At 29.9% G+C, this 26,446-nt stretch carries 26 protein-coding genes; 14 read left to right on the top strand and 12 right to left on the bottom strand.

The window, feature by feature from the left end:
- The first annotated feature begins 126 nt into the window (after nucleotides 1–126).
- Both hisC and HMPREF2629_RS04860 read left to right on the top strand, forming a co-directional pair.
- Nucleotides 127–1,182, top strand: a complete 1,056-nt coding sequence (gene hisC / locus HMPREF2629_RS04865) for a histidinol-phosphate transaminase (protein WP_017175950.1) — start codon at nucleotides 127–129, stop codon at nucleotides 1,180–1,182.
- A gap of 94 nt (nucleotides 1,183–1,276) precedes the next feature.
- A complete protein-coding gene (locus tag HMPREF2629_RS04860; RefSeq protein ID WP_017175949.1) occupies nucleotides 1,277–1,813 on the top strand; it encodes a 5' nucleotidase, NT5C type in 537 nt (178 codons plus the stop codon).
- A 62-nt stretch (nucleotides 1,814–1,875) separates the two neighbouring features.
- On the opposite strand, the gene HMPREF2629_RS04855 is transcribed toward HMPREF2629_RS04860, so the two are convergent.
- The 4 genes from HMPREF2629_RS04855 to HMPREF2629_RS04840 form a co-directional block, all read right to left on the bottom strand.
- Nucleotides 1,876–2,799: a diacylglycerol/lipid kinase family protein gene (locus HMPREF2629_RS04855; protein WP_017175948.1), complete on the bottom strand. Its 924-nt coding sequence runs from the start codon at nucleotides 2,797–2,799 to the stop codon at nucleotides 1,876–1,878.
- Between the two features lie 129 nt (nucleotides 2,800–2,928).
- Nucleotides 2,929–4,434 (bottom strand): S-Cys-Gly-3M3SH uptake peptide MFS transporter, encoded by a 1,506-nt coding sequence (locus tag HMPREF2629_RS04850; RefSeq protein WP_017175947.1) that lies wholly within the window; start codon nucleotides 4,432–4,434, stop codon nucleotides 2,929–2,931.
- 300 nt (nucleotides 4,435–4,734) lie between these two features.
- Complete coding sequence (queF, locus tag HMPREF2629_RS04845; RefSeq protein WP_002449091.1) at nucleotides 4,735–5,235, bottom strand: preQ(1) synthase; 501 nt, start codon at nucleotides 5,233–5,235, stop codon at nucleotides 4,735–4,737.
- Nucleotides 5,236–5,245: 10 nt separating this feature from the next.
- A complete protein-coding gene (locus HMPREF2629_RS04840; RefSeq protein ID WP_002449096.1) occupies nucleotides 5,246–6,112 on the bottom strand; it encodes a DMT family transporter in 867 nt (288 codons plus the stop codon).
- Nucleotides 6,113–6,849: 737 nt separating this feature from the next.
- Here HMPREF2629_RS04840 and nrdI point away from each other — a divergent pair.
- From nrdI to HMPREF2629_RS04805, 7 genes are all read left to right on the top strand, one after another.
- Complete coding sequence (gene nrdI / locus HMPREF2629_RS04835; RefSeq protein WP_017175945.1) at nucleotides 6,850–7,248, top strand: class Ib ribonucleoside-diphosphate reductase assembly flavoprotein NrdI; 399 nt, start codon at nucleotides 6,850–6,852, stop codon at nucleotides 7,246–7,248.
- Complete coding sequence (gene nrdE / locus HMPREF2629_RS04830; protein ID WP_049415428.1) at nucleotides 7,211–9,316, top strand: class 1b ribonucleoside-diphosphate reductase subunit alpha; 2,106 nt, start codon at nucleotides 7,211–7,213, stop codon at nucleotides 9,314–9,316. Before nrdI ends, nrdE begins: the two co-directional genes overlap by 38 nt.
- A 113-nt stretch (nucleotides 9,317–9,429) precedes the next feature.
- Nucleotides 9,430–10,398, top strand: a complete 969-nt coding sequence (nrdF, locus tag HMPREF2629_RS04825; protein WP_002455627.1) for a class 1b ribonucleoside-diphosphate reductase subunit beta — start codon at nucleotides 9,430–9,432, stop codon at nucleotides 10,396–10,398.
- 184 nt (nucleotides 10,399–10,582) lie between these two features.
- Nucleotides 10,583–11,551, top strand: a complete 969-nt coding sequence (locus HMPREF2629_RS04820; protein WP_017175943.1) for an ABC transporter permease — start codon at nucleotides 10,583–10,585, stop codon at nucleotides 11,549–11,551.
- A complete protein-coding gene (locus tag HMPREF2629_RS04815) occupies nucleotides 11,541–12,500 on the top strand; it encodes an iron chelate uptake ABC transporter family permease subunit (RefSeq protein WP_002449066.1) in 960 nt (319 codons plus the stop codon). Before HMPREF2629_RS04820 ends, HMPREF2629_RS04815 begins: the two co-directional genes overlap by 11 nt.
- Nucleotides 12,497–13,267, top strand: coding sequence for an iron ABC transporter ATP-binding protein (locus tag HMPREF2629_RS04810; protein ID WP_017175941.1), 771 nt, complete (start codon nucleotides 12,497–12,499; stop codon nucleotides 13,265–13,267). The genes HMPREF2629_RS04815 and HMPREF2629_RS04810 overlap by 4 nt, the downstream gene beginning before the upstream one ends.
- A 106-nt stretch (nucleotides 13,268–13,373) precedes the next feature.
- Nucleotides 13,374–14,408, top strand: a complete 1,035-nt coding sequence (locus HMPREF2629_RS04805) for a ferrated catecholamine ABC transporter substrate-binding lipoprotein SstD (RefSeq protein ID WP_048761397.1) — start codon at nucleotides 13,374–13,376, stop codon at nucleotides 14,406–14,408.
- 242 nt (nucleotides 14,409–14,650) lie between these two features.
- Here the strand turns inward: HMPREF2629_RS04805 and HMPREF2629_RS04800 are convergent, their stop codons facing one another.
- The 3 genes from HMPREF2629_RS04800 to HMPREF2629_RS04790 all read right to left on the bottom strand — a co-directional run bounded on the left by HMPREF2629_RS04800 (nucleotide 14,651) and on the right by HMPREF2629_RS04790 (nucleotide 16,528).
- Nucleotides 14,651–14,965, bottom strand: coding sequence for a CHY zinc finger protein (locus HMPREF2629_RS04800; protein ID WP_017175939.1), 315 nt, complete (start codon nucleotides 14,963–14,965; stop codon nucleotides 14,651–14,653).
- Between the two features lie 27 nt (nucleotides 14,966–14,992).
- Nucleotides 14,993–15,919, bottom strand: coding sequence for a UDP-N-acetylmuramate dehydrogenase (gene murB / locus HMPREF2629_RS04795; RefSeq protein WP_017175938.1), 927 nt, complete (start codon nucleotides 15,917–15,919; stop codon nucleotides 14,993–14,995).
- Between the two features lie 93 nt (nucleotides 15,920–16,012).
- Entirely contained in the window at nucleotides 16,013–16,528 is a 516-nt protein-coding gene (locus HMPREF2629_RS04790) for a GrpB family protein (protein ID WP_017175937.1), read from the bottom strand.
- Between the two features lie 107 nt (nucleotides 16,529–16,635).
- On the opposite strand from HMPREF2629_RS04790, the gene HMPREF2629_RS04785 reads away from it, so the two are divergent.
- The 3 genes from HMPREF2629_RS04785 to HMPREF2629_RS04775 all read left to right on the top strand — a co-directional run bounded on the left by HMPREF2629_RS04785 (nucleotide 16,636) and on the right by HMPREF2629_RS04775 (nucleotide 19,278).
- Nucleotides 16,636–17,514: an EMYY motif lipoprotein gene (locus HMPREF2629_RS04785; protein ID WP_019834939.1), complete on the top strand. Its 879-nt coding sequence runs from the start codon at nucleotides 16,636–16,638 to the stop codon at nucleotides 17,512–17,514.
- A 114-nt stretch (nucleotides 17,515–17,628) separates the two neighbouring features.
- Nucleotides 17,629–17,949, top strand: coding sequence for a bacillithiol system redox-active protein YtxJ (gene ytxJ / locus HMPREF2629_RS04780; protein ID WP_002449093.1), 321 nt, complete (start codon nucleotides 17,629–17,631; stop codon nucleotides 17,947–17,949).
- A 204-nt stretch (nucleotides 17,950–18,153) separates the two neighbouring features.
- Nucleotides 18,154–19,278: a glycerate kinase gene (locus tag HMPREF2629_RS04775; protein WP_070813187.1), complete on the top strand. Its 1,125-nt coding sequence runs from the start codon at nucleotides 18,154–18,156 to the stop codon at nucleotides 19,276–19,278.
- A 45-nt stretch (nucleotides 19,279–19,323) separates the two neighbouring features.
- Here the strand turns inward: HMPREF2629_RS04775 and pepT are convergent, their stop codons facing one another.
- The 4 genes from pepT to HMPREF2629_RS04755 form a co-directional block, all read right to left on the bottom strand.
- On the bottom strand, nucleotides 19,324–20,553 hold the full coding sequence (gene pepT / locus HMPREF2629_RS04770; RefSeq protein ID WP_002448057.1) for a peptidase T: 1,230 nt from the start codon (nucleotides 20,551–20,553) through the stop codon (nucleotides 19,324–19,326).
- A gap of 14 nt (nucleotides 20,554–20,567) precedes the next feature.
- Nucleotides 20,568–21,062, bottom strand: coding sequence for a threonine/serine exporter family protein (locus HMPREF2629_RS04765; RefSeq protein ID WP_002448047.1), 495 nt, complete (start codon nucleotides 21,060–21,062; stop codon nucleotides 20,568–20,570).
- 16 nt (nucleotides 21,063–21,078) lie between these two features.
- Nucleotides 21,079–21,840 carry a threonine/serine exporter family protein gene (locus HMPREF2629_RS04760; protein WP_002448186.1) on the bottom strand — a complete coding sequence of 254 codons (762 nt, stop codon included), beginning with the start codon at nucleotides 21,838–21,840 and terminating at the stop codon, nucleotides 21,079–21,081.
- A gap of 207 nt (nucleotides 21,841–22,047) precedes the next feature.
- Nucleotides 22,048–23,118, bottom strand: a complete 1,071-nt coding sequence (locus tag HMPREF2629_RS04755; protein WP_019834941.1) for a GGDEF domain-containing protein GdpS — start codon at nucleotides 23,116–23,118, stop codon at nucleotides 22,048–22,050.
- A 372-nt stretch (nucleotides 23,119–23,490) separates the two neighbouring features.
- Between HMPREF2629_RS04755 and HMPREF2629_RS04750 the strand changes: the two genes are divergently transcribed.
- Nucleotides 23,491–24,564 carry a glycosyltransferase family 4 protein gene (locus HMPREF2629_RS04750; RefSeq protein WP_070813186.1) on the top strand — a complete coding sequence of 358 codons (1,074 nt, stop codon included), beginning with the start codon at nucleotides 23,491–23,493 and terminating at the stop codon, nucleotides 24,562–24,564.
- A 64-nt stretch (nucleotides 24,565–24,628) separates the two neighbouring features.
- On the opposite strand, the gene HMPREF2629_RS04745 is transcribed toward HMPREF2629_RS04750, so the two are convergent.
- Nucleotides 24,629–25,270, bottom strand: coding sequence for a YigZ family protein (locus tag HMPREF2629_RS04745; RefSeq protein ID WP_017175931.1), 642 nt, complete (start codon nucleotides 25,268–25,270; stop codon nucleotides 24,629–24,631).
- Nucleotides 25,271–25,410: 140 nt separating this feature from the next.
- On the opposite strand from HMPREF2629_RS04745, the gene fakB1 reads away from it, so the two are divergent.
- Nucleotides 25,411–26,277: a fatty acid kinase binding subunit FakB1 gene (fakB1, locus tag HMPREF2629_RS04740; protein ID WP_019834942.1), complete on the top strand. Its 867-nt coding sequence runs from the start codon at nucleotides 25,411–25,413 to the stop codon at nucleotides 26,275–26,277.
- Nucleotides 26,278–26,446 lie beyond the last annotated feature (169 nt).

Genomic DNA, 26,446 nt, shown 5'->3' with positions numbered 1-26,446 from the left:
TATTTTGTTAGGAATTATGTCCCAGCCTCTTTTTAACACATAAAGTATAAATCGATAATTTATGGTACTATTTTAATTAATAAGTGAAAAAGGAAAGTAACTTAATTTATATAGGAGTGATCATAAATGAAAAAACAATTACAACAATTATCGGCATATCAACCTGGGTTATCACCGCAAGCACTTAAAGAAAAATTTGGTATAGAAGGTGAGTTATATAAACTAGCATCGAATGAAAATTTATATGGACCATCACCTCGTGTAAAAGAAGCAATTGAAGCGCACTTAGATGAGTTATTCTACTATCCGGAAACAGGCTCTCCATCATTACGAAAAGCAATTAGTAAGCATTTAAATGTTGATGAATCTCGAATTTTATTTGGTGCAGGTTTAGATGAAGTAATACTTATGATTTCTAGAGCAGTTTTAACACCAGGAGATAAAATTGTGACAAGTGAAGCTACTTTTGGACAATATTATCATAATGCGATTGTTGAATCAGCTGAAGTTGTAAAAGTACCGTTAAAAAATGGCGGATTTGATTTGGAAGGCATTTTAAAAGAGGTTAATTCTGATACCTCATTAGTATGGTTATGTAATCCTAATAATCCTACAGGTACATATTTTAGTCATGATGAATTAGAGTCATTTTTGGAACGTGTTCCAAGTCATGTGCCAGTCTTAATTGATGAAGCGTATTTCGAATTCGTCACTGCTGAAGATTATCCTGATACATTAAAACTACAAGAACGCTTTGATAATGCATTTTTATTAAGAACATTTTCTAAAGCATATGGATTAGCAGGTTTACGTGTAGGATATGTTGTGGCAACAAATGAAGCCATTGAAAAATGGAATATCATTCGTCCACCATTTAATGTGACACGAATTTCAGAATATGCAGCGATTGCAGCATTAGAAGATCAAGATTATTTAAAAGAGATTACTAGAAAAAATGCAAAAGAACGTGAAAAGTTCTATAACATTGAACAAAGTAAACACTTTTTACCTAGTCAAACGAACTTTGTATTTGTAGTAACAGATAAGCCACAAGCATTGTATAATGAATTATTAAACGTTGGCTGTATCACTAGACCTTTTCCTAATGGAGTACGTATTACAATTGGATTTGAAGAACAAAATAATAAAATGATTGAAGTATTAAAACAATTTAATTATTAAACTAAGGAAAAACCTTTAATTGCGATTCATGACGAATTAAAGGTTTTTTGCTATACTTTGAAAATGTGCAAAAGATAACTAAGGAAGTGATAGCATGGCACGTAAATCTATAGCAATAGATATGGATGAAGTATTAGCAGATACTTTAGGTGCAATTATTGAAGCAGTTAATATTGAAACTAAATTAGGAATTACAATGGAATCGTTACATGGTCAGAAATTAAACCATGTGATTCCTGAACATGATGGGTTAGTAAGAGATATTTTAAGAGCGCCAGAGTTTTTTAGACATCTTAAAGTGATACCACATGCTCAAGAGGTGGTAGAAAAACTTAATGAGCATTATGATGTATATATTGCTACAGCAGCAATGGATGTACCCACCTCATTTCATGATAAATATGAATGGTTACTAGAATATTTTCCATTTTTAGATCCACAGCATTTTATTTTTTGTGGAAGAAAAAATATTGTTAAAACAGATTATTTAATAGATGATAATCCTCGTCAGCTTCAAATTTTTGAAGGAGAACCTATTATCTTTACGGCTGCACATAATATAAATGAAACACGTTTTAAACGAGTGAATGGCTGGAAAGATGTAGAAGCAATGTTTTTAAATAATAATTAAAGTAAAAAGGTATGTATGAAGCTTGAAGCATTCATACATACCTTTTGATTATTATATAGTTGTTATTTCTCATCATTCGAAAAAGTAAGGATATTGATTGCTTTAGGTAACACATCAATGGTGATAGGTGTTTCTAAATTAATTTCTCCATCAATATCTACTTTCATATTTGGTTCAGTGCGTAATGTTATGTGAGAACCTGGAATATGATTAATTCCTTCGGTAATTTCATTCCAATTCATGCTATCTCTTTTTTTGAAAATATCGTTTAAAATACTAAAACTTTGTTGTTCAAATATAAAACTATTTAACTTTCCATCTTGTGGAGAAAGATCTGTAAGTGGAATGCGACTGCCACCAATATTAGGTCCATTTGCTATCACTAGCATAGACGTATTTCCTTTATATTCTTTGTCGTCTACTGTCAATGTATAGTCAAAATGTTCGGGATTCATGAGTGTTTTTACAGTAGAACCAACATAACTTAATTTTCCAAAGATATCTTTACGTCCTTCTTGAACATTTTCAGCATTTTGCACAATAAGTCCTAGTCCGACAAAGTTAAGTACATAATTATCATTTACTTTCATAACATCATATGACTCAATATGTGAAGACAACAATTGCTCACTAGCTTTTTTGAAGTCAGGATTTAAGTTTAATGTTTTAGTAAAATCATTAAATGTTCCTCCTGGAATAATACCTATAGGAAGATCTAGATCATATTTCATCACACCATTAATCAATTCGTTAACTGTACCGTCTCCTCCCAATATAAAAACGATATCAATATCATTACTATAAGTATGATCTTTTATTTCTTTACAATATCTTTCAATGTCACCCTCATTTTCACTTAATTGTATTGAAAGATGCTTACATAACTGAGTTAGTGATTTAGCGACTTCTCCCAATCCATCATATATATCTTTAAGCCCGCTATGTTCATGGTAAAATAATACCCCATGATTATACTGTTGCTCCATAGTTAAACCTACTTTCATTTAAAATGATATTATAAATATTTACCCTGAATTTTATAATTTTAAATATATAAGTAAAAAAATACTTCTAGATGTCATAACTAGAAGTACTTTTTACTATTTTGTATTTAATTAGTGAATACCCTTCATAGCTTTTGTAATCTTAGGTGAGAAAACTAAAATGATAAGAGTAATAACAATAGCAACGGTACCTAAGAAAATAAAATAATTCGTTTGACCAAGTGGTTTAATTAATTTTACTAATGTACCATTAATCGCTTGTGCTGAAGCATTTGTTAATAGCCATACACTCATCATTTGAGCATTAAATGCTTTAGGTGCAAGTTTAACAGCAGCACTATTACCTGTAGGTGATAAACAAAGTTCCCCAATAACACAGATTACATATGATAAAATAACCCAGTTAACTGAGAATTGTGTATGTCCATAACCTAAACCAACTAATCCAATTAGAATGTATGATAAACCTGCTAGTAATGTACCAATACCAAATTTAATAGCTAAAGAAGGTTGCTTTTTACCCATTTTTAACCAAATCATAGAAATAACGGGTGCAAATAATAAAATAAATAATGGATTGATAGATTGGAACAAAGCTTCCCCAAATCGAGTTGTCCAACCAAATAAGTTGAGTTGCATGTCAGAACGTTCTAAACCATAAATATTTAAAACGTTAGAACCTTGTTCTTGAATTGACCAGAATAACATACCTAAAATAAATAAAGGTATAAATGCTTTAACTCGAGAACGTTCTACATCGGTAACGTCTTTACTACGAAGCATAGTTGTAAAGTAAATGATTGGTAAAGCTACTCCAAGAACTAATACAGTATTACTAATTAAATCGAATGAAAGGGTATGGGTATAATATGTAACTAATAATACGATAATCACAATTGCTACTATGATACCGATAATCATTCCATATTTACGCTTTTCTTCTTTAGATAGTGGGTTAGTAGGTTTCATTCCAACACTACCTAAATTCTTTCTATTAAATAACAAATACCAAACAAGACCTAATGCCATACCAATAGCTGCTAGAAGGAAGCCACCATGGAAATTACGTATATCTACAAAATGTTGCAGTATAATAGGTGAAATTAATGCACCTAAGTTAACAGACATATAGAAAATAACGAAACCTGCATCAATACGTGTATCATTTTCAGGATATAAACGACCTACAATATTTGAAATATTAGGTTTCATTAAACCTGATCCGATAATAATAAAGAACATTGATGAGAATAAACCAAATAAAGCAAATGGTAAACTTAAACAGATATGTCCAATAATAATAAGTACAGCACCTAATAAAGTAGCACCACGTGTGCCTGTAATTCTATCAGCAATCCATGCGCCAGGAATAGAAGACATGTAAATAAGTGCTCCATATACTGACATAATCGACATTGCTGTAGTTTGATCAATACCTAATCCATTTTGGTGTATTGCGAAATACATATAAAATATGAGCATCGCACGCATACCGTAGTAACTGAATCTTTCCCAAAACTCTACGAAAAAGAGCACACCTAGTCCTCTAGGATGACCGAAAAATCCTTTCTGTGGTATTGATTGAATTGTTTGTTCATGGGAGTTATTTGTTGCCATTAACATCCCACTCCTTTCTTTCCTAATATGACTGATTACTATGTAAATAAGATTGTACAATTACATCTCACAAGAATTTCTTAAAAATATAAATTTTTAGAATTTTCAGTCAAATAAAATATAATAACTTATAAAAATAAAAGTTTTTATTGCTCATGAACTTATATCTTTATAAATTTTAGCGATAATATTAAAATACGCTTTAATTTAATAAATCGCAATAGTTTATTAAAAAAATCTAGAATAAAAATGACTCCTTTTATATTACATTAGTAAAAATAAAAGGAGTTAAAAAACATGTTATCGATTGTCTATTTTTTCAGGATACATATCGTGATTCATTAAACGATGTTCGGCCATCTTTTCATATTTAGAGTTTGGACGACCATAATTTGTATATGGATCTATTGAAATGCCTCCACGTGGCGTGAACTTACCCCATACTTCTATATAATGAGGATCCATTAAGTCAATTAAGTCATTCATGATAATATTCATACAATCTTCGTGAAAATCACCATGATTTCTAAAACTAAATAAATATAATTTTAGTGATTTTGATTCTACCATTTTTATATTTGGTATATATGAAATATAAATTGTAGCAAAATCGGGTTGTCCAGTGATAGGGCAAAGAGAAGTGAATTCTGGACAATTAAACTTTACAAAATAATCTCTTCCTTGATGTTTATTATCAAAAGTTTCGAGTACTTGAGGTGTATAGTCAAATTCATATTTATTATTTTGATTGCCTAATAATGTAATATCTTGTAATTCTTCTTTATTGCGACCTTGTGTCATAATTTTCCTCCTAATTGTTAGATGTATTAGATTGTCTACGTGCTTTTTCAAACATAAAGTAACTAGCGCCAATAATGATGATATAACCTATAAATGCATAGAAATCTGGTGTTTCTCCGAATAATATAAAGCCAAATAATGCAGTAAATAATATAGAAGCATACGTAAAAATAGAAATGTCTTTTGCTGGAGCAAAACTATATGCTAATGTAATACCAATTTGTCCTACTGCCGCTGATAATCCAGCTCCTAATAAATATATAATTTGTAACTTTGTCATCGGTTCATATGTTGCAATAGAGAATGGAATAAGAACGATGACTGAAAATAATGAAAAATAAAATACAATAGTATAAGGTGCTTCACGTTTACTTAATGCTCGTACACAAGTATATGCAGATGCAGCGAAGATACCTGAGAATAAACCGGCTAAAGAAGAGAACATAGTTGAAGAAAATTCTGGTTTAACAATGAATAACATACCAAAAATAGCAATTAACATAGCTATAATTTGATACCTTTTAATATTCTCTTTTAAAAATATTAAACTTAATAAAATAGTCCAAAAAGGGTTAAGCTTCATTAAAGTATCAGCATCACTTAACACCATGTGATCAATAGCGTAAATATTTAGTAATACCCCTATAAGACCTAACGTCGATCTAGTCATTAAAAGGGGTTGACTACTCATTTTACCCAATATAGGTTGCCTATATTTTATTATGAAAAATAATGGAATAAACATGGCTACCAAATTTCTTGCTAAAGATTTTTGAAATACAGGTAAGTCTCCGGCTAGTCTAAAAAAAACAGACATAAAGCTAAAACCAATAGCAGAAATTAAAATAGCAATAATACCTTTTACCTTAGGATTCAAAGCATATCTCCTCATTTATAAAAATTTAACGTCTATATATTAGCATAAATTATTTGTGGATGCATAAGTACTTGCAAAGATAAAAAAGAAAAATTATAATGATAACGAACATACGTTCTTAATATGGTTAGATATACTCTAAATTTTTAATTCGTAAAATAGAAATTCATTCGGCTTTTAATATAAAAAATGAGTTATTTTTTTAATAAATGGTTAGCAATATATTATGATTTACATTCTTATGTACTAGAAATCCCGAATGAATAAGGTTTAGTAATGGTAGGCAAAAAATCAAGTGAAATACCTTAAAAAAACTAAAATAAAATTTTCTTAGTTTTTAATATAGCTATGATGCACCTTTAACCGATTTCACGAACATTTGACATCAAATATTAACTTTTAATTAGGGTATCATTTATGTATAATGAAACACAGAATATAGTGTTGGGTTTTGAATTGAGACACAATATGTTGTGTTTGAGGAAAATAGAAAGATTGTATGAATAATTCATTTTAGTAGCAATTTCACACTTATTTGGATTAGTTTTTTCGGAATCTACACTATTTACATGAACGATTTATAAATAATGATTTTTAAAGATTAATAATTAGAAACACAATATGTAGTATTAACTTGATTAAGTTAACGAAATGATATTCGTTCTAAAAGTAAGTTTTCTTATAAGACTAAGAGAACTTCTTTTTAATTAATAAGATTGTCGAAAGAGGGCGTTCCTATGAAAGTAGTTTATTTCTCTTTTTCAGGAAATGTACGAAGATTTATAAAACGTAGTGAAATTAAAAATGTATTAGAAATCAATAAAGACAATTGTAAGGATAGAATAGAAGAACCTTATATTTTAGTTACAGGTACAATTGGTTTTGGTGAAGTTCCTAAGGAAGTACAGTCTTTTCTAGAAGTTAATCATGCCCATATACGTGCTGTTGCTGCTAGTGGTAATCGTAACTGGGGACAAAACTTTGCGAAAGCAGGTCGAACAATTTCTGAAACATACCATGTGCCTTTATTAATGAAATTTGAGGTTCAAGGTACAAATAAAGATGTTATCGAATTTAGAGATAAGGTGGGGCATTTCAATGAAGATTATGGACGAGAAAAAGTACAATCATATTGAACTAAACAATGAAGTAACTAAACGTAAAGACAATGGCTTTTTTAATCTTGAGAAAGATCAAGAAGCTTTAAACGTTTACTTAGAAGAAATTAGCGATAAAACAATTTACTTTGATAGTGAAATTGAACGTTTACATTACTTAGTAGATAATCATTTTTACTTTAATGTATTTAAGAAGTATAGCGAAGAAGATTTAATAGAAATTATCGAATTCGCAAAATCTATTAATTTTGAATTTGCTAGTTATATGTCTGCAAGCAAATTTTATAAAGATTATGCTTTAAAAACAAATGATAAATCTAAGTACTTAGAAGACTATAATCAACATGTTGCCATAGTTGCTCTATATTTAGCAGATGGTAATAAAGAACAAGCTAAACAATTTATTTTAGCGATGATTGAACAACGTTATCAACCTGCTACACCTACATTTTTAAATGCAGGACGCGCACGTCGTGGAGAGCTTGTTTCATGTTTTTTACTAGAAGTTGATGATAGTCTAAACTCAATTAATTTCATAGATTCTACTGCTAAACAATTAAGTAAAATTGGTGGTGGCGTGGCTATCAATTTATCTAAATTACGTGCACGTGGTGAAGCAATTAAAGGTATTAAAGGCGTAGCTAAAGGTGTATTACCTGTAGCAAAAGCATTAGAGGGTGGATTTAGTTATGCTGATCAATTAGGTCAACGTCCTGGAGCTGGAGCAGTATATTTAAACATTTTCCATTATGATGTTGAAGAATTCTTAGATACTAAAAAAGTAAATGCCGATGAAGACTTACGTCTATCAACAATTTCCACTGGTCTTATTGTTCCATCTAAATTCTTTGATTTAGCTAAAGAAGGTAAAGACTTTTATATGTTTGCACCTCATACTGTAAAACAAGAATATGGAGTGACATTAGACGATATTGATATTGAAAAATATTATGATGAACTTGTAGCTAATCCTAATGTTCTTAAAAAGAAAAAAGATGCACGAGAAATGTTGAATATGATTGCTCAAACACAACTGCAATCAGGCTATCCATATTTAATGTTTAAAGATAATGCGAATAAAGTACATGCGAATTCAAATATTGGTCAAATTAAAATGAGTAATTTATGTACTGAAATTTTCCAATTACAGGAAACGTCAATTATTAATGACTATGGAATTGAAGATGAAATTAAACGTGATATTTCATGTAATTTAGGTTCATTGAACATAGTGAATGTAATGGAAACGGGTAAATTCAGAGATTCAGTACATACTGGAATGGATGCATTAACAGTAGTAAGTGACGAAGCAAATATTCAAAATGCACCAGGTGTGAAAAAAGCAAATAATGAGTTACATTCTGTAGGTTTAGGTGTAATGAACTTACATGGCTATTTAGCGAAAAATAAAATTGGCTATGAATCTGAAGAAGCCAAAGATTTTGCTAATATTTTCTTTATGATGATGAACTATTATTCAATTGAACGTTCTATGGAAATTGCTAAAGAACGTGGAGAAGCATATCAAGATTTTGATAAATCAGATTATGCAAGTGGCAAATATTTTGATTTTTATACATCACAAGAGTTCGTGCCACAATTTGAAAAAGTAAAAGAATTATTTGCTAATATGCAAATTCCTACATCAGAAGACTGGAAATTATTACAACAACAAGTACAAGAATATGGTTTATATCATGCTTATCGATTAGCTATTGCACCAACTCAAAGTATTTCATATGTTCAGAATGCAACTAGTTCGGTCATGCCAATCGTAGATCAAATTGAACGACGTACGTACGGAAATGCTGAAACATTTTATCCAATGCCTTTCTTATCACCTGAAACAATGTGGTACTATAAATCAGCATTTAATACTGATCAAATGAAACTTATAGATTTAATTTCAACAATTCAAACACATGTGGACCAAGGGATTTCAACAATTTTATATGTTAATTCTGAAATTTCAACACGTGAATTGTCACGATTATACGTATACGCACATCACAAAGGATTGAAATCTTTATACTATACACGTAATAAATTATTAAGTGTTGAAGAATGTACAAGTTGTGCAATTTAATTAATAGTGAAATAAATATTTAGAGGAAAGATTAAATTATTCTCATAGAGAAGCATTTTAATCTTATCCTCTTAAATAATGTAATGGTTAATAAATAGAGGAGGATTTTATTAATGAAGGCCGTCAATTGGAATACTCAAGAAGATATGACAAATATGTTTTGGCGTCAAAACATTTCACAAATGTGGGTAGAAACAGAATTTAAAGTTTCAAAGGATATAGCAAGTTGGAAGACACTAACAGAGGATGAAAAAAATACGTTTAAACGTGCTTTAGCAGGTTTAACTGGATTAGATACACATCAAGCGGATGATGGTATGCCATTAATTATGCTACATACAACGGATTTACGTAAAAAAGCAGTTTATTCATTTATGCAAATGATGGAACAAATTCATGCTAAAAGTTATTCACATATTTTTACAACGTTACTTCCATCTAGTGAAACAAATTATCTATTAGATACTTGGGTAATTGAAGAGCCTCATTTAAAATATAAATCTGATAAAATTATCTCTAATTATCATAAACTTTGGGGAAAAGAAGCCTCTATTTTTGATCAATATATGGCAAGAGTTTCAAGTGTTTTCTTAGAAACGTTCTTGTTCTATTCTGGTTTCTATTATCCACTTTATCTTGCGGGTCAAGGAAAAATGACAACTTCTGGTGAAATTATTAGAAAAATTTTACTTGATGAATCAATTCATGGAGTTTTTACCGGTTTAGATGCTCAAAGTTTACGTAATGAGCTATCAGAAAATGAAAAGCAAAAAGCTGATAAAGAAATGTATAAATTGTTAGAAGAACTATATAAAAATGAGGTCTCATATACACATATGCTATATGATGATATCGGTTTAACTGAAGATGTATTAAATTATGTACAATATAATGGGAATAAAGCTTTATCAAACTTAGGATTTGAACCTTATTTTGAAGAAAAAGAGTTTAATCCTATTATTGAAAATGCATTAGATACATCAACAAAAAATCATGACTTTTTCTCAGTAAAAGGAGACGGCTATACATTAGCACTTAACGTGGAAGCTTTACAAGACGAAGATTTTATTTTTGAAGATTAGAATAATAACTAATTTTAGAAAAACTAATTGTAGAATCATCACTGCAATTAGTTTTTTTAATTTCTCTATAAAAAATAAAAGAATATTAGTATTACTATTGAAAAATTTATTATGACAATTTAATATATAGTTAAATGATAATCATTTTCAATGGAAATGGTATATATACTAAGGAGCATTACGAATGAGGTTTCTATTCAAAGGTTATACATTATTAATCATTTTAGTGATATTAAGTATACTTTCTTTATTTATTGGCGTAAGTCAATTATCAATAACTGATCTTTTTCATTTGTCAGATAATCAGAAAAATATTTTATTTTCTAGTCGTATTCCTAGAACTATAAGTATTCTTTTATCTGGAAGTTCTCTTGCTTTAGCAGGACTAGTTATGCAACAGATGATGCAAAATAAATTTGTAAGTCCTACTACAGCTGGAACAATGGAATGGGCAAAATTAGGAATATTACTTTCACTCATATTTTTCCCAAAAGGTCATATATTGATCAAATTGACTTTTGCAGTTGCATTAAGCCTAGGAGGAACATTTTTATTCGTTAAACTAATCAATTTTATAAAAGTGAAAGAAGTTATTTTTGTCCCGCTCTTAGGTATTATGATTGGTGGCATTGTTTCAAGTTTTACCACTTTTATAGCATTAAGAACGAATGCACTACAAAGTATTAATAATTGGTTGAATGGGAATTTTGCTGTTATTACAAGCGGCCGTTATGAAATTTTATATTTAGCTATTCCTTTATTAATTATCGCTTATATATTTGCCAATCACTTTACGATTGCTGGAATGGGCAAAGATTTTAGTCATAATTTAGGTGTTAAATATGAACAAATTATAAATATTGCGCTTTTAATCACTGCAACATTGACAGCATTAGTTGTCGTGACAGTTGGAACATTACCATTTTTAGGTTTAATTGTTCCTAATATTATTTCAATGTATAGAGGCGACCACTTGAAAAATGCATTACCTCATACATTAATGCTAGGTTCTATATTTGTATTGTTTTCCGATATTATTGGTAGATTAATTGTTTACCCTTATGAAATAAATATTGGTTTAACAATAGGAGTATTTGGAACGATTATTTTCTTAGTTTTATTGATGAAAGGTAGAAATAATTATGCAAATTAGTGCTAATAAAAAAATATTAATTCTCTTTCTTTTTACGATTTGCATGGCTGCTTTCTACTTACTAGTAGGTTTGGATTTTGAAATTTTTCAATATCAGTTTGAAAGTCGAATAAGAAAATTAGTTTTAATTTTACTTGTTGGTGGATCTATTAGTACGGCAGTTGTTATTTTCCAATCTATCACTGCGAATAGATTACTTACTCCTTCAATTATGGGATTAGACTCAGTTTATTTATTTATTAAAGTCTTGCCTGTGTTCTTATTAGGTACACAAGCCAGTGTAGTGACAAATACTTATTTGAATTTTCTTCTAACTCTCGTAGTGATGGTTCTTTTTTCTTTAGTATTATTTCAAGGCATGTTTAAATTAGGACATTTTTCGGTTTATTTTATTTTACTTGTTGGGGTAGTATTAGGAACATTTTTCCGTAGTATCACTGGATTTATTCAACTTATTATGAATCCAGATGACTTTTTAACCGTTCAAAGTGCGATGTTTGCAAGTTTTGACGCTTCTAATTCTAAACTTGTTCTTATTTCAAGTATACTTTTAATTATTTTAATTGTAATTGCTTTTATATTAAGACCTTATTTAGATGTGTTATTACTAGGGAAAGATCAGTCTATTAACTTAGGTGTATCATATGAAAAAATGACAAAACTTTTATTAATTTTAGTGGCTTTATTAGTATCAATATCTACTGCTTTAGTAGGTCCTGTTACATTTTTAGGATTATTAACAGTCAATTTAGCGCATGAATTCATGAAAACATATGAACATAAATATATTTTACCCGCAACGATTCTTATAAGTTGGATTAGTTTATTTATAGCTCAGTGGATTATAGAAAATATGTTTAAAGCTACCACTGAATTTAGTCTTATTATAGATTTAGTTGGAGGTATTTACTTCATATACTTACTTATTAAAAGGAGGAATGAAGATTGATTCAGATTAGAAATTTAGATAAAAAAATTCAGAGTAAATCTATTTTGAAAGATATAAATGTTGATATACAAAAGGGTAAGTTAACCTCTTTGATAGGTCCAAATGGAGCAGGAAAAAGTACACTTCTATCAGCAGTAAGTCGATTATTTGAATATCAGAACGGTACAATTAATATTGAAAATAAATTAATTGATGATTATAAAAGTGATGAATTAGCAAAAAAGTTAAGTATTTTAAAACAAACAAATCATACTGATATGAATATCACTGTAGAACAGCTTGTAAATTTTGGGCGTTTTCCTTATTCAAAAGGTCGAATGAAAAAAGAAGATCATGAGAAAGTTGCATATGCCATTGATTTACTACATCTAAGGGAAATCAAAGATAGAAATATAAAAACACTATCTGGAGGACAAAGACAACGTGCGTATATTGCTATGACAATTGCTCAAGATACAGAATACATTTTGTTAGATGAACCGTTAAATAATTTAGATATGAAACATTCAGTTCAAATTATGCAGATACTTCGAACATTGTGTCGCGATTTAAATAAAACGATTGTTATTGTACTCCACGATATTAATTTTGCATCTTGTTATTCAGATTACATTGTTGCACTAAAGAAAGGTGAAATTGTTAAATCTGGCCCAAAAGATAGTATAATTGAAACAAATGTGTTAAGAGATTTGTATGAAATGGATGTTCATGTAGAAGAAATTAGAGGCCAACGTATTTGTTTATACTATGATGAGGTTATCTTTTAAAATGAGATAAATATTTTTATATTTAAAGGGGTGATGCTTAGAAAATATAAAAGAAAATAGTTGAAAAATTGAGTGCCAAATTTAACTTATAAAAGGAGAAATACATATGAAGAAAACAGTCTTATTTTTAGTCTTAACTTTAGCTTTAGTATTATCAGCGTGTAGTAATAATTCTGGTAATAAATCAAATAATGAAAATGATTCAAAAGATACAGTTTCAATTAAAAATAGCTTTTCAGCAAGTGGAAATGACGAAAGTAGTAATGAGGATAAAAAAATTAGTAACACTGTGAAAGTGCCTAAAAATCCTAAGAACGCGGTTGTTCTAGATTATGGAGCATTAGATGTTTTGAAAGAAATGGGTGTAGCTGATAAAGTGAAAGGCTTACCAAAAGGCGAAAATAATGAATCTTTACCAAGTTTTCTAAGTGAATTTAAAAAGGATAAATATATTAATACTGGTAATTTAAAAGAAATAAATTTCGATAAAATAGCTGAAGCTAAACCGGATGTTATTTATATTTCAAGTAGAGCAGCCACTCAGAAAAATCTAGATGAGTTTAAAAAAGCAGCGCCTAAAGCTAAAGTTGTCTATGTAGGCGCAAGTGAAGATCATTATATTAAAGATATGAAAAAGAACACAGAAAATCTAGGTAAAATTTATAACAAAGAAGATAAAGCAAAAGATATGAATACAAAATTAGATCAAAAAATTTCAGATATGAAAAAACAAACTAAGAATTTCGATAAATCTGTAATGTATCTTTTAGTTAATGAAGGAGAACTTTCTACATTCGGACCAGGCGGAAGATTTGGTGATTTGGTATTTAATACACTAGGCTTTAAACCAGCAGATAAACACGTTAAAATAAGTCCACATGGTCAAAACATTAATAATGAATATATCAGTAATCATGATCCAGATATCATTTTAGCAATGGATCGCGGGTCAGTTGTGGGTGGAAAATCGACAGCTAAACAAGTATTAAAAAATGATGTTATTAAAGATGTAACAGCAGTTAAAAATAACAATGTTTATGAATTAGATCCTAAATTATGGTATTTTGCTTCAGGCTCAACAACAACAACAGTAAAACAGATTGATGAATTAGAAAAAGTAATTGATAAAACTAAAAAATAAATCTAGGATATTAAGTTTAGAATAAATAAAAGAGTGGGACATACATCCTAGAAAAATAGCCAGTAAATGAGTTTATTATAAATTCATTTACTGGCTTCTTTATTTACAATACTTCGTATGGTTGGCTCGATTTGTTAGGGGACAACTTTAGTCTGTAGTCTTTAGTTTGTCCTGTTCCCTCAAGAGTCTTGCCAAAATACTTTGTCTTTATATGTTATTCTATATATCATTTAATTTAAGTATTAAATTTCAAAATATAAATGATAGTGAAATTTACAACGTGAATTAAAATGTGCTTGGCAATTTGGACATGTTTCAGTCATCATGTATTCATGAATAGAGAGTTCATTTTGACAAACTCCACAAAGTATCGCCTTTTTATGAAATTCCTCTGCTGACCAACGCTGAATGTTATGAGATTCATGTTCGTTATGACATTGATAACAAGGATAATACTTTTCACAACATTTAAATTTAATCGCTATAATGTCAAGAAATGTATGATAGTGAATACAACGTGTTTCATTGTCTACGAGAGAACCATAAACTTTTAGCATTGTTTAACATCTCCTAACATTGAGAATTTACTCTGACTCTGGATATTCGCCAATGATTCGAACTTCACGATGTAATTCAACATCAAATTTTTCTTTCACGACTTTTTGTACGTGATGAATTAAATTCTCATAATCTGTTGCTGTACCATTATCGACATTTACCATAAATCCGGCATGTTTAGTTGAGACTTCCACGCCACCAATACGATGGCCTTGAAGATTTGAATCTTGAATTAATTTTCCAGCAAAATGACCTGGAGGACGTTGGAATACACTACCGCATGAAGGATATTCAAGTGGTTGTTTAGATTCACGACGTTCTGTAAGATCATCCATTTTAGCTTGAATCTCGTTCAAGTTACCTGGTTCTAAAGTAAATGCTGCTTCAAGAACTACTAAATGTTGTTTTTGAACGACACTGTTTCTATAGTCTAAATGTAATTGTTCTTTAGTAAGTTGTATCAAATCGCCGTGTTCATTTACACATAAAGCATAATCGATGCAATCTTTAATTTCTCCTCCATAGGCGCCTGCATTCATATAAACAGCACCACCAACAGAACCAGGAATGCCACAAGCAAATTCTAAGCCGGTAAGAACGTGATCTCTTGCCGCTCTTGATACATCTATAATTGCTGCACCGCTTCCTGCTATAATTGCATCATCTGAGACATTAATATGATTAAGAGATAATAGACTAATCACAATACCTCTGATACCGCCTTCGCGAATAATAATATTTGAACCATTCCCTAAATATGTAACAGGTAATTGATGTTCATGAGCATAACGTACGATAGTTTGTACTTGCTCATTTTCAGTAGGTGAAAGGTAAAAATCTGCATTTCCACCAGTTTTCGTGTATGTATAACGTTTTAACGGTTCATTAACTTTAATAATATTGTCAGGTACTAAAGATTTTAAATCTTTTAAGATGTCTTCTTGTTCTAACATAAGTACATCCTTTCTTCTCTTCTATAATCTAAACTTTATTATAGCAACTTTACATATGTTTTGCTAAAAGAGTTTAAAACAATTTGTATATCATTAAAGTGTATGATACAAATTATCAAAAAATTTCTGTTTTTGGTTTTCGTAGTATCGGATTGTTGAGTTTAGATTGATAAATTTATTTTTCTGATTAGAAAACATCTGTGCTACGTGTTTTTGTGTAGACAGTACGTGATCTATAGCTAAATATTGAGTGAATAAGGGCGTATCTATTTGAATAATATGTAATCGTATTATTTGCTTAAGATTGATCATATTATCAAATTTTGCCATCATCACTTTCTTTTTATAAGGGTGGTGTAATCGATAAAAGCCTACATAATTCAATCTCTTTTCATCAAGAGATGTAATATCATGGAGATTGTTGACTCCAACTAAAACATCTAAAATCGGTTCTGTGGGATAAGAAAAATGTTTTGTTCCTCCGATATGTTGTGTAAATTTTACTGGAGAATCTAACAAGTTAAATAACAGAGCTTTAGTGTCTTCGTACAACTGATGATAATCATTGCCGTTGGAACAATTTATAAATGATTGAACAGATGCATACATGTGTAACTCCTTCAATTAAATTATTATACAAATTCTGAAATACTATAACATAATTTATTTTCAATATAAATAACTTTATGTATAATACGGGTGTTAGGAGTGCAAAAATGAAAAAATTAATAATACTTTCATTATGTTCACTATACTGTTTGATACTTTCTGGTTGTGGTCAGAATAATAACGAAGATTTAAATCGCTTCAAACAACACCTATCTAAAGTAGAGACCAAGCAAAAAAGCGTGGAAAAAGTGATGAATCAATTAGAGCTGAACCGTTTAAATGATATAAGTAAAACCGATACAACAGATAAAAATAAAAAGTCATTTGAACGACTACAGAAAAATATAAATCACCGTTTAGTGCCTGAGTTTAAAGAGTATGAAAAAGAAGCTAAACATCTTCCGGCTAAGACAAATAAAACTCGTCAATTAAAGAAAGATTATTTAAATCATGTGAGTAATCAACATCAATCTATAAATGAAATTAAATCATTTGTAGATTTATATAATCAATCAGTTGTGGAAAATGAAAAAATTCTAAATTATACACATTCATTTGAAATAAATAGAGCACTAGTAGAAAAAGATATACGTAAAACAAATAATCAAGAAAATGCACATCTATTAAAATCTAAAATTGAAAACAATAATCGTAATTTACGAAAAACTGCTCAAAAATATTTAGAAAAGGATAATTATCCTACTTCAAAAGCAATTAATGAGCATATAAAACCACTGATACAAAAACAGATTAAAGATTTAAATCAGACTAATATTACAGATTCACATTTAAACAATGCTCGTAAAAATGCGATAGAAATGTACTATAATTTACTTGATTATTATGAGACACGTGAAACAACTATTAAGATTGAAGATCAACTTTCAAAAATTAATGTTGAGAAACTACCTAAAACGGGTAAAGATTTAAGTAAGGGAAATTACAACTTTAATACAGAATTAGAAAAAGTACAGCAAAACGAATAAAACCTAAATTTAAATTTTTGGTTAACATTATATGATGAAATGTGTATAATTGTAGCCATTGAGAAGTTTAATTTAAAAAAAGGGACAAAGTTAAAAAATTTAGAGGTGAATAGAATGGCTATAAAGCTGAGTTCGATTGACCAGTTTGAACAAGTATTAGAAGAACATAACGATGTATTTGTATTAAAACATAGTGACACATGTCCAATTTCAGCTGCAGCATTTGATCAATTTAATAAGTTTTTATATGAAAGAGACATAGATGGATATTATCTAGTAGTTCAAGAAGAAAGAAAACTTTCTGATTATATTGCTGAAAAGACAAATGTGAAACATGAATCACCACAAGCTTTTTATTTTGTAGATGGAAAAGCTGTATGGAATGCAAGTCACAGTGATATTAATGTATCTACATTAGCACAAGCTGAAGAGTAAGAAAGATAAATATATCGATTTAAGAGTCTGGTACATTTTTTGTTACCAGCTCTTTATTATATCTACATTTTTATCACTTTAAATGACTTTTATATTTATAAAATGTAAAAAATGAAATATGCGATGAACCTATGTATAATGTGAAAGTGAAGTTATAACGTATGAATTTAAGAAAGATAGAAAGTGGCATGAGGTGAAAATAGAATGAAAATTTTAGTAGCCATGGATGAATTTAACGGTATTATTTCGAGTTATCAAGCGAATCGTTATGTGGAAGAGGCAATAGCAAGTCAAATTGATCATGCAGATATTGTACAGGTACCTTTATTTAACGGACGTCATGAATTATTAAATTCAGTATTTCTTTGGCAATCAGGTACAAAATATAAAGTGAATGTTCATGATGCCGATATGAATGAGATTGAAACAATATATGGACAAACTGAAGAAGGTACTGTAATTATTGAAAGTAATTTATTTTCAAAAGGTCATAAAGCAATTGAACAACGTACTAGTTTTGGGTTAGGAGAAGTTATTTTAGATGCATTAAACAAGGACACAGATCATATTATTATATCTTTAGGTGGTATGGATAGTTTTGATGGTGGCGTAGGGATGCTACAAGCTTTAGGAGCTAAATTTTATGATGATGAAAATAGAGAACTTGACGCACGAGAAGGCGCACAAATGATTAAGTTCATTCGTCATATTGACATTTCTGGACTGCCTAGTACATTGGAAAATGTCAGACTACAAGTGATGACGGATTTTTCTAGTAAGTTGTATGGAAAAAATAGTGAAATTATGAAATTAAGCTATAACCATCAAATTCCACACAAAAAAGCAGTGGAAATTGATAATTTAATGTGGTACTTAAATGAGATTATGAAAAATGAATTACATATTGCTTTAGGGCCTATTGAACGTGGCGGAGCCGGTGGCGGTATTGCTGCGGTGTTGAAAGCATTATACAACACAGAAATTTTAACAAGTCATGAACTAGTAAATCAAATTACACATTTAGATGAGTTAGTATCTCAGGCAGATTTAATTATCTTTGGAGAGGGTTTAAAAGAAGAAGATCATATGCTTGAAACAACCACATTGACTATTGCGGAACTTACAGAAAAATATCACAAACCATCTATTGCAATTTGTGCGACTAATGATAAGTTTGATATATTTAATCATCATCGCGTAACAGCCATGTTTAACACATTTATTGAAATGCCGAAAACATACACAGATTTTAAAATGGGTCTTCAAATTAGACATTATACAGTTCAAGCTTTACGATTATTAAAAACTACAGCTAAGGGAATAAAATAAATAAAAAAGTTTAGTTCAAAGAATGAACTAAACTTTTTTTATTTATTATTTTTCATATTGTGTTACTTCTTGAGCAATACCAATAATCACTTGTACTGCTTTTTCCATTACATCGATAGAAGCATATTCAAATGGACCATGGAAGTTTCCACATCCTGTAAAAATATTAGGTGTAGGTAAACCTTTAAATGAAAGCTGAGAACCATCAGTACCACCGCGTATAGGCGCAGTATTTGGTTTTATCTCTAAATCTGCAAATACTTTTTTAGGAATATCAATAATATACGGATGTGGCTTAATTTGTTCAGCCATATTATAGTATTGGTCTTCGATATCTACTTTTACTGGATAACCTTCATAATGAATATTAATATCATCACGAATTTCTAAAAGTTTTTTCTTTTTAAGTTCAAAAGATTTTCTATCGTGATCTCTTATAATATATTGTAAAGAAGCTTTTTCAACTGTTCCTTCTATTTTCATTAAATGATAGAATCCTTCATAACCTTCTGTACGTTCTGGTACTTCATTAGCAGGTAGTAGACTATGGAATTGATGTACTAATCCAATAGCATTAACCATTACGTTTTTTGCAGAACCAGGATGAACATTTACACCATGGGCAGTGATTGTTGCTTCTGCTGCATTAAAACTTTCGAATTGTAATTCTCCAAATTCACTGCCATCCATAGTATAGGCAAAATCGGCATTAAAGCGTTCCACATTAAACTTGTGAGGACCACGTCCTATTTCTTCATCAGGTGTAAAAGCTATACGTATGCGACCATGTTTAATTTCTGGATGGGTCTGCAAGTATTTTACTGCTTCCATAATTTCTACAACACCTGCTTTATCATCGGCACCGAGTAAAGATGTACCATCTGTAATCATTAGAGTGTGACCTTCTAATTTTTTAAGTTCTGGAAATACATCTTGACTTAATACTCGATTTGTTTGACCTAATTTAATAGGTTGACCATTATAATCTTCTATAATCTGAGGATTAACATTTGTCGCATTAAAATCTGGTGAGGTATCTACATGTGCTAAGAAACCGACCGTAGGAACTTCTTTTTCTATGTTACTTTCTAAAGTGGCAAACAGATAACCATTATTATCCAATTCTGTTTCTAATCCAAAGTCTTGCAGTTCTTTTTGTAATAAATGTAATAAATCCCATTGTTTTTCAGTAGAAGGCGTCGATTTCGATTCGGGATTTGATTGTGTATCTATTTTTACATATCTTGATAATCTATCTATAATCTGTACTTTCATAACGAAACATCCCCTTAGACTCTATTGTTCATATTGTAAGATTTTCTATACGTTTTTCCTTTGATTTTACCATAAAATTGCTTAATACGTGTGTAAATATAGTAGAGAATTTCTGCTACCAATATCCCAAAAGCAATTGAACCAGAAATTAATGTGACCTCTAGAAATGTATTCACAGCATGAGTATAGTCATTAGATACTAAAAATCGTGTTGCTTCATATGCTGTACCACCAGGAACAAGAGGGATTATACCTGGCACAATGAAGATAATCACGGGTCTTTTATAGCGTCGACTCATCACATGACTTAATAAACCAAGAATTAAACTACCTAAAAACGCAGCGCCAACTTTTCCTAAATCCATATCTACGGTATATTGATAAATTGTCCAAGCTAAGGCGCCGACAAATCCACAAGCAAGCAAAAGTCGTTTAGGAGCATTAAATATAATAGAAAAAAGTACCGTCGAAATAAAACTGATAACAAAATGAAATAGATAAAATAACATACATAAACAGCCTTTCTTAAAGAATTAATAAAACAATCGCTACGCCTGCACCAATAGCGAATGATGTTAGTGCAGCTTCTACACCACGAGACATTCCAGCAAGTAGCTCGCCAGCCATTAAATCTCTAATAGCGTTACAAATTAAAATTCCAGGTACTAAGGGCATAACACTAGAAATTGTTATAATATTTTGATTTGTAGCAATGCCTAGTTTAGTAAATGTAACAGCAATTGTAATGACTACTGCTGATGCTACAAATTCAGAAAAGAATTTAATTTGAATGAAACGCTGGACAAAGCTAAAAGTTAAGAACGCAGCGCCGCCAGCTAAAATAGCAATCCAGCAATCAGAAACAACACCGCCAAACATGAGTAAGAAAAAGCCACATGCAATTGCCGCAGCAAAAAAATTCAATAAAAAAGAATATTGTAATGAAGCTTTACTTAAATGAATCAGTTCTGATTTAGCTTCATCAATGGTTAGCTCATTTTTAGCAATCTTTCTAGAAAGACTATTTGTAAGAGCAATTTTTTCTAAATCTGTAGTACGATCTCTAATTCTTATAAGCCTTGTATTTGTTCGATCATTAAGTGAGAAAATGATAGCGGTCGATGTGACAAAGCTATATGTATCATTTAAACCATAACTGTGAGCAATTCGATTCATAGTGTCTTCAACACGGTAAGTTTCAGCTCCAGATTCTAAGAGAATGCGACCAGCTATTAATACAACATCAATCACCTTATTTTCATCGATAATAGTGATTGAATTATTCATAAAAGCACCTCCACAATAATTAAAATATATAATGATTTTCGTGTATATCTATAATATTCTTCGCTTGTATTAATACTTTATTACTAAACCAGTCATTTTAAAAGTAGAATAACAAATAAATAATATAGATGTTAAAAGAGTATAAAAAAGAGATGCAACAGAATTCATTTCGAATTCCACGTTCCATCTCAAATTAAATCGTAACGTCTATAATTTAATTATAGGATTAAACATTACTTGATTACGACCTTCTTTTTTAGCTACATGGACCATATCATCGGCGTCTTTAAATACTTTACGTTGAGATTTATATTCATCTGGAGATAAATAACCAACGCCAATAGATACAGATAGTTTTATAACTTCCTTATTAGGTAAATGGAACGAAGATTTTTCGACTGCCATCCTAATATTTTCAGCAAGTTTCACACTTTGATCTAAAGAATAATCGAAGATGACAATAGAAAATTCTTCACCGCCATTACGGAAGATTTTAAATTGATGTGGTACATAATTTTTAAGCAATTGAGACATTTGTTTTAGTACAGCGTCTCCTGCTTTATGAGTATATGTATCATTAACATCTTTAAATCCGTCAATGTCAACGAGTAAAAGTGCGAGACTAGTATGTTCTATTTCGGCTTTTTGAGAAATCTTATTTAAATGTCTATCAAATTCTTTTACATTACCTAAACCTGTTAAATAATCATACTTATCCTCGTTTTCATACCGTGTAACAAGCGAAAAGAAATGCCAGATATCAACAAAGGTAACAGCAGAAGTAATCGTTAGTACGAATGAAATAGGTATAAGTATAATTAATTCAGTTAAATCATATAAAGTGGTGAAGATAGATAAAACAAAAATAATAACAATACTGATAGCATTTAAAATAATTAAAGCAATAATATCATTTTTTTTAAGAAACGGCCCAATTAAACTAACAATAATACCTATTATAATAAGAACGACGCCATAAAAAAATGAATTTCCGAATAAAAATATATCCACTAGACTTATGATAAGTGAGGCAATAAAAGTGTAACCGACGTTTGTATAGCGACCAAGGAATAGTAACGGAACGAAAGTTAGGCGAATAAGATATTGATGATGAAAAGGAATAGGGTAAGCTGTTAATAGTAATGCCACCAAAGTCATTAAAATTGTGACATAACCTTTAGAAAATATCACGATTTTATTTTCTGAATATTGTAATCGATGGAATAAATAAATTCCAGCTACCATAACGGCAATATTGTAAATAATTGCTTCAATCATATTGGGATCGACTCCTTTAAATTAACCATTAGTAATTGTAAGTGAAAACTTACTATTTGTCATTAAGTTGTTTGTTATAAAATATATATTATGAATTTCAGATAGACTTTCATGTTCAAATTTATAACAAAATGATATGATATAAAAAATACGTATCTTTACAAAAAATTTACAATTAATTTTAATTAGTTTATGATACATGATTAAAAGTGGTCTATTTAATGAATAGATTATTACGAAGAAAATAAATAGACTAATAATATATAAAATTGAAAAAGTATATATACTACTATAGTCTAATTTAAAAAATTAATAATAATTGTTTAAATAGTATAGATGAAAAAATAACAGGAATATATTGAAGGTGAACTGATGTATACTTTATTACTTATTGTTGTAACATTGGTAATCAGTTTAATAATAACACCTATTATAATAAAGGTTTCTTTTAAATTTAATTTAGTAGATCGACCTAACTATAGAAAAGTACATACAAAACCAGTATCAGTCATGGGAGGTACTGTCATACTACTTTCATTTCTTATTGGTTTATGGTTAGGTCATCCCATAGAGAGAGCAGTCAAACCTTTGGTAATTGGTTTAATTATTATGTATTTTGTAGGCATCATTGATGATATTTATGATTTGAAGCCAATTTTAAAATTAATTGGACAAATTATAGCAGCGTCAGTTGTCGTTTTTTACGGGATTACCATAGATTTTATTTCTTTTCCAATTGGTCCAACCATTCATTTTGGTATTTTAAGTATACCGATTACAATTATATGGATTGTAGCAATAACAAATGCAATAAATTTAATAGATGGTTTAGATGGTTTGGCATCAGGTGTGTCAGTTATTGGTTTAACTACCATTGGTTTCATAGCTATATTACAAGGAAATGTATTTATCATTATGATTTGTAGCTTGTTGATTGGCGCATTACTTGGCTTCTTATTCTTTAATTTCCATCCTGCTTCAATCTTTTTAGGCGATAGTGGAGCATTAATGATTGGATTTATTATTGGCTTTTTATCCTTACTAGGTTTTAAAAACATCACATTTATTTCTTTATTCTTCCCAATTGTTATTTTAGCGATACCATTTATTGATACCTTATTTGCAATGATTAGAAGAGTGAGAAATGGTCAACACATTATGCAAGCAGATAAATCACATTTACATCATAAACTTCTTGCATTAGGATATACACATCGTCAAACAGTATTACTGATATACTCTATTGCGATTATGTTTAGTTTATCGAGTATTATATTGTATTTATCTCAACCATTAGGTGTATTACTAATGTTTATCTTAATCGTCATCACAATTGAACTCATCGTTGAATTTACTGGCTTAATAGATGATAGCTATCGTCCTATTCTTAATTTAATTTCTAAAAAAAATGACGATGCATCTCGCCATAAGACAAACCATAAATAATACTTTTATTCACTTATTTACAAAAGCCAGCAATCTTAAGCGTTTGCTGGCTTTTGTAATTTAATTAATTTGTTTCAATATCAAAAGGTAATTGCTTAGGTGTATCTTTTTCTAAATCATATTGACTTGCTGTATTACGGTTTAAAAATTCGATAAATGAGTCGTATTCTGTTTCTACAACATCAATCTTATAACTCACTTTATCAGTGTAAACTTTGTCTCTTAGAAAAAAAGAGGTTGAAGCAAGTTCATACTCAAATTTACCTGTTAAGTCATAATTAATGGTAACAGTAGTGGGAATAGCATTTCTTAATTCTACACGGCCGATATCGTAAATCACATCTCGTACTGCACCACTATATGCACGAATTAATCCGCCACCGCCAAGTTTAATGCCACCAAAATACCGAGTAACTACTACACAAGCATTGTGAATATCCAGTTTTTTTAATATTTCAAGCATAGGAATACCTGCTGTTCCTGTTGGTTCTCCATCATCGTTGGCTTTTTGTATATTCATTTGATTGCCAACAGTATACGCAGAACAATTATGTGTTGCTTCTTTATGAGTTTGTTTTACTTCTTCTATAAACATCTTAGCCTCTTCTTCTGAGAAAACAGGTTTGATATGAGCAATAAATCGAGATTTATTAATTGTATTTTCAATAATATGTTCTTTTTTTATAGTAATAACATGATCACTCAATTGATAAATACCTCCACGATATGATTAATATGAATTTTATTATACACGTTTGTTTTCTTTTAGATAAATAATTGATTATGAATTTCCTTTTTTATTAAAATAATTTATAATACTGTTGAGTATAATTGAGGAGGACGATTATGAAAATTGCAGTAATGACAGACTCTACTGCGAATCTGCCAAAACATATTATTGAAAAATATCAGATACCAGTTGCACCACTGAGTGTAACATTTGATGATGGAGAAACATTTACTGAACATCCAGATCTTTCAAAAGAATCTTTTTATAAAAAAATGGCCGCATCTAAAACAATTCCTACAACAAGTCAACCAGCTATTGGTGAATGGATAAAGAACTATGAGGAATTAAGAGATAAAGGTTATACAGATGTTATCGTCTTTAATTTATCAAGTGGGATTAGTGGTAGTTATCCATCAGCAACACAAGCAGGTGAAATGGTAGATGGCATTCAAGTCCACACATTTGATACAAGATTAGCTTCTATGATTGAAGGCAGCTATGTGATTTATACATTAAAATTGATTGAAGACGGAGCAACCCCTAACGAAATTATTGATGAATTAACGTCTATTCGTAAAGATACAGGTGCATACTTATTTGTTGATGATTTAAAAAACTTACAAAAAAGTGGTCGTATTACTGGTGCCCAAGCATGGATTGGAACACTTTTACAAATGAAGCCAGTGCTTAAGTTTGAAGAAGATGGAAAAATTCATCCTTTAGAAAAAGTACGTACACGTAAGCGAGCTTATAATTCTATAGAACAACATGCACTTGATATTGCGAAAAATATTAATGATGTAACAGTGTTTGTGATTAATGGCGATAAAATAAAAGAGGGTAAAGATTTTTGTGCTAAATTAAAAGAGAAATATTCAAACATTAATATTCAATATTGTGAATATGGGCCAGTCATTGCATCTCATTTAGGTTCAGGTGGAATCGGAGTTGGATATTTCCCAAGAAAAATTGTAATCGAATAAGATGAAGGTCTAATCGTTAAAAGTGAGAACATGGAGGGCTAAGGTACCCATCTCCTTTTCGATTAGACTTTTTTTATTTTAATAAGGAAGTGATGAAATATTAAATATTATGGAAGATTAGTATCTTCAGAAATAGAATTAAAAGATGAAATAATCAGTGAGAAAACGT

This window comes from Staphylococcus sp. HMSC034C12, assembly GCF_001835895.1.
Taxonomy (GTDB): Bacteria; Bacillota; Bacilli; order Staphylococcales; family Staphylococcaceae; genus Staphylococcus; species Staphylococcus hominis.
This window is presented reverse-complemented; position numbering and strand designations above follow the sequence as displayed.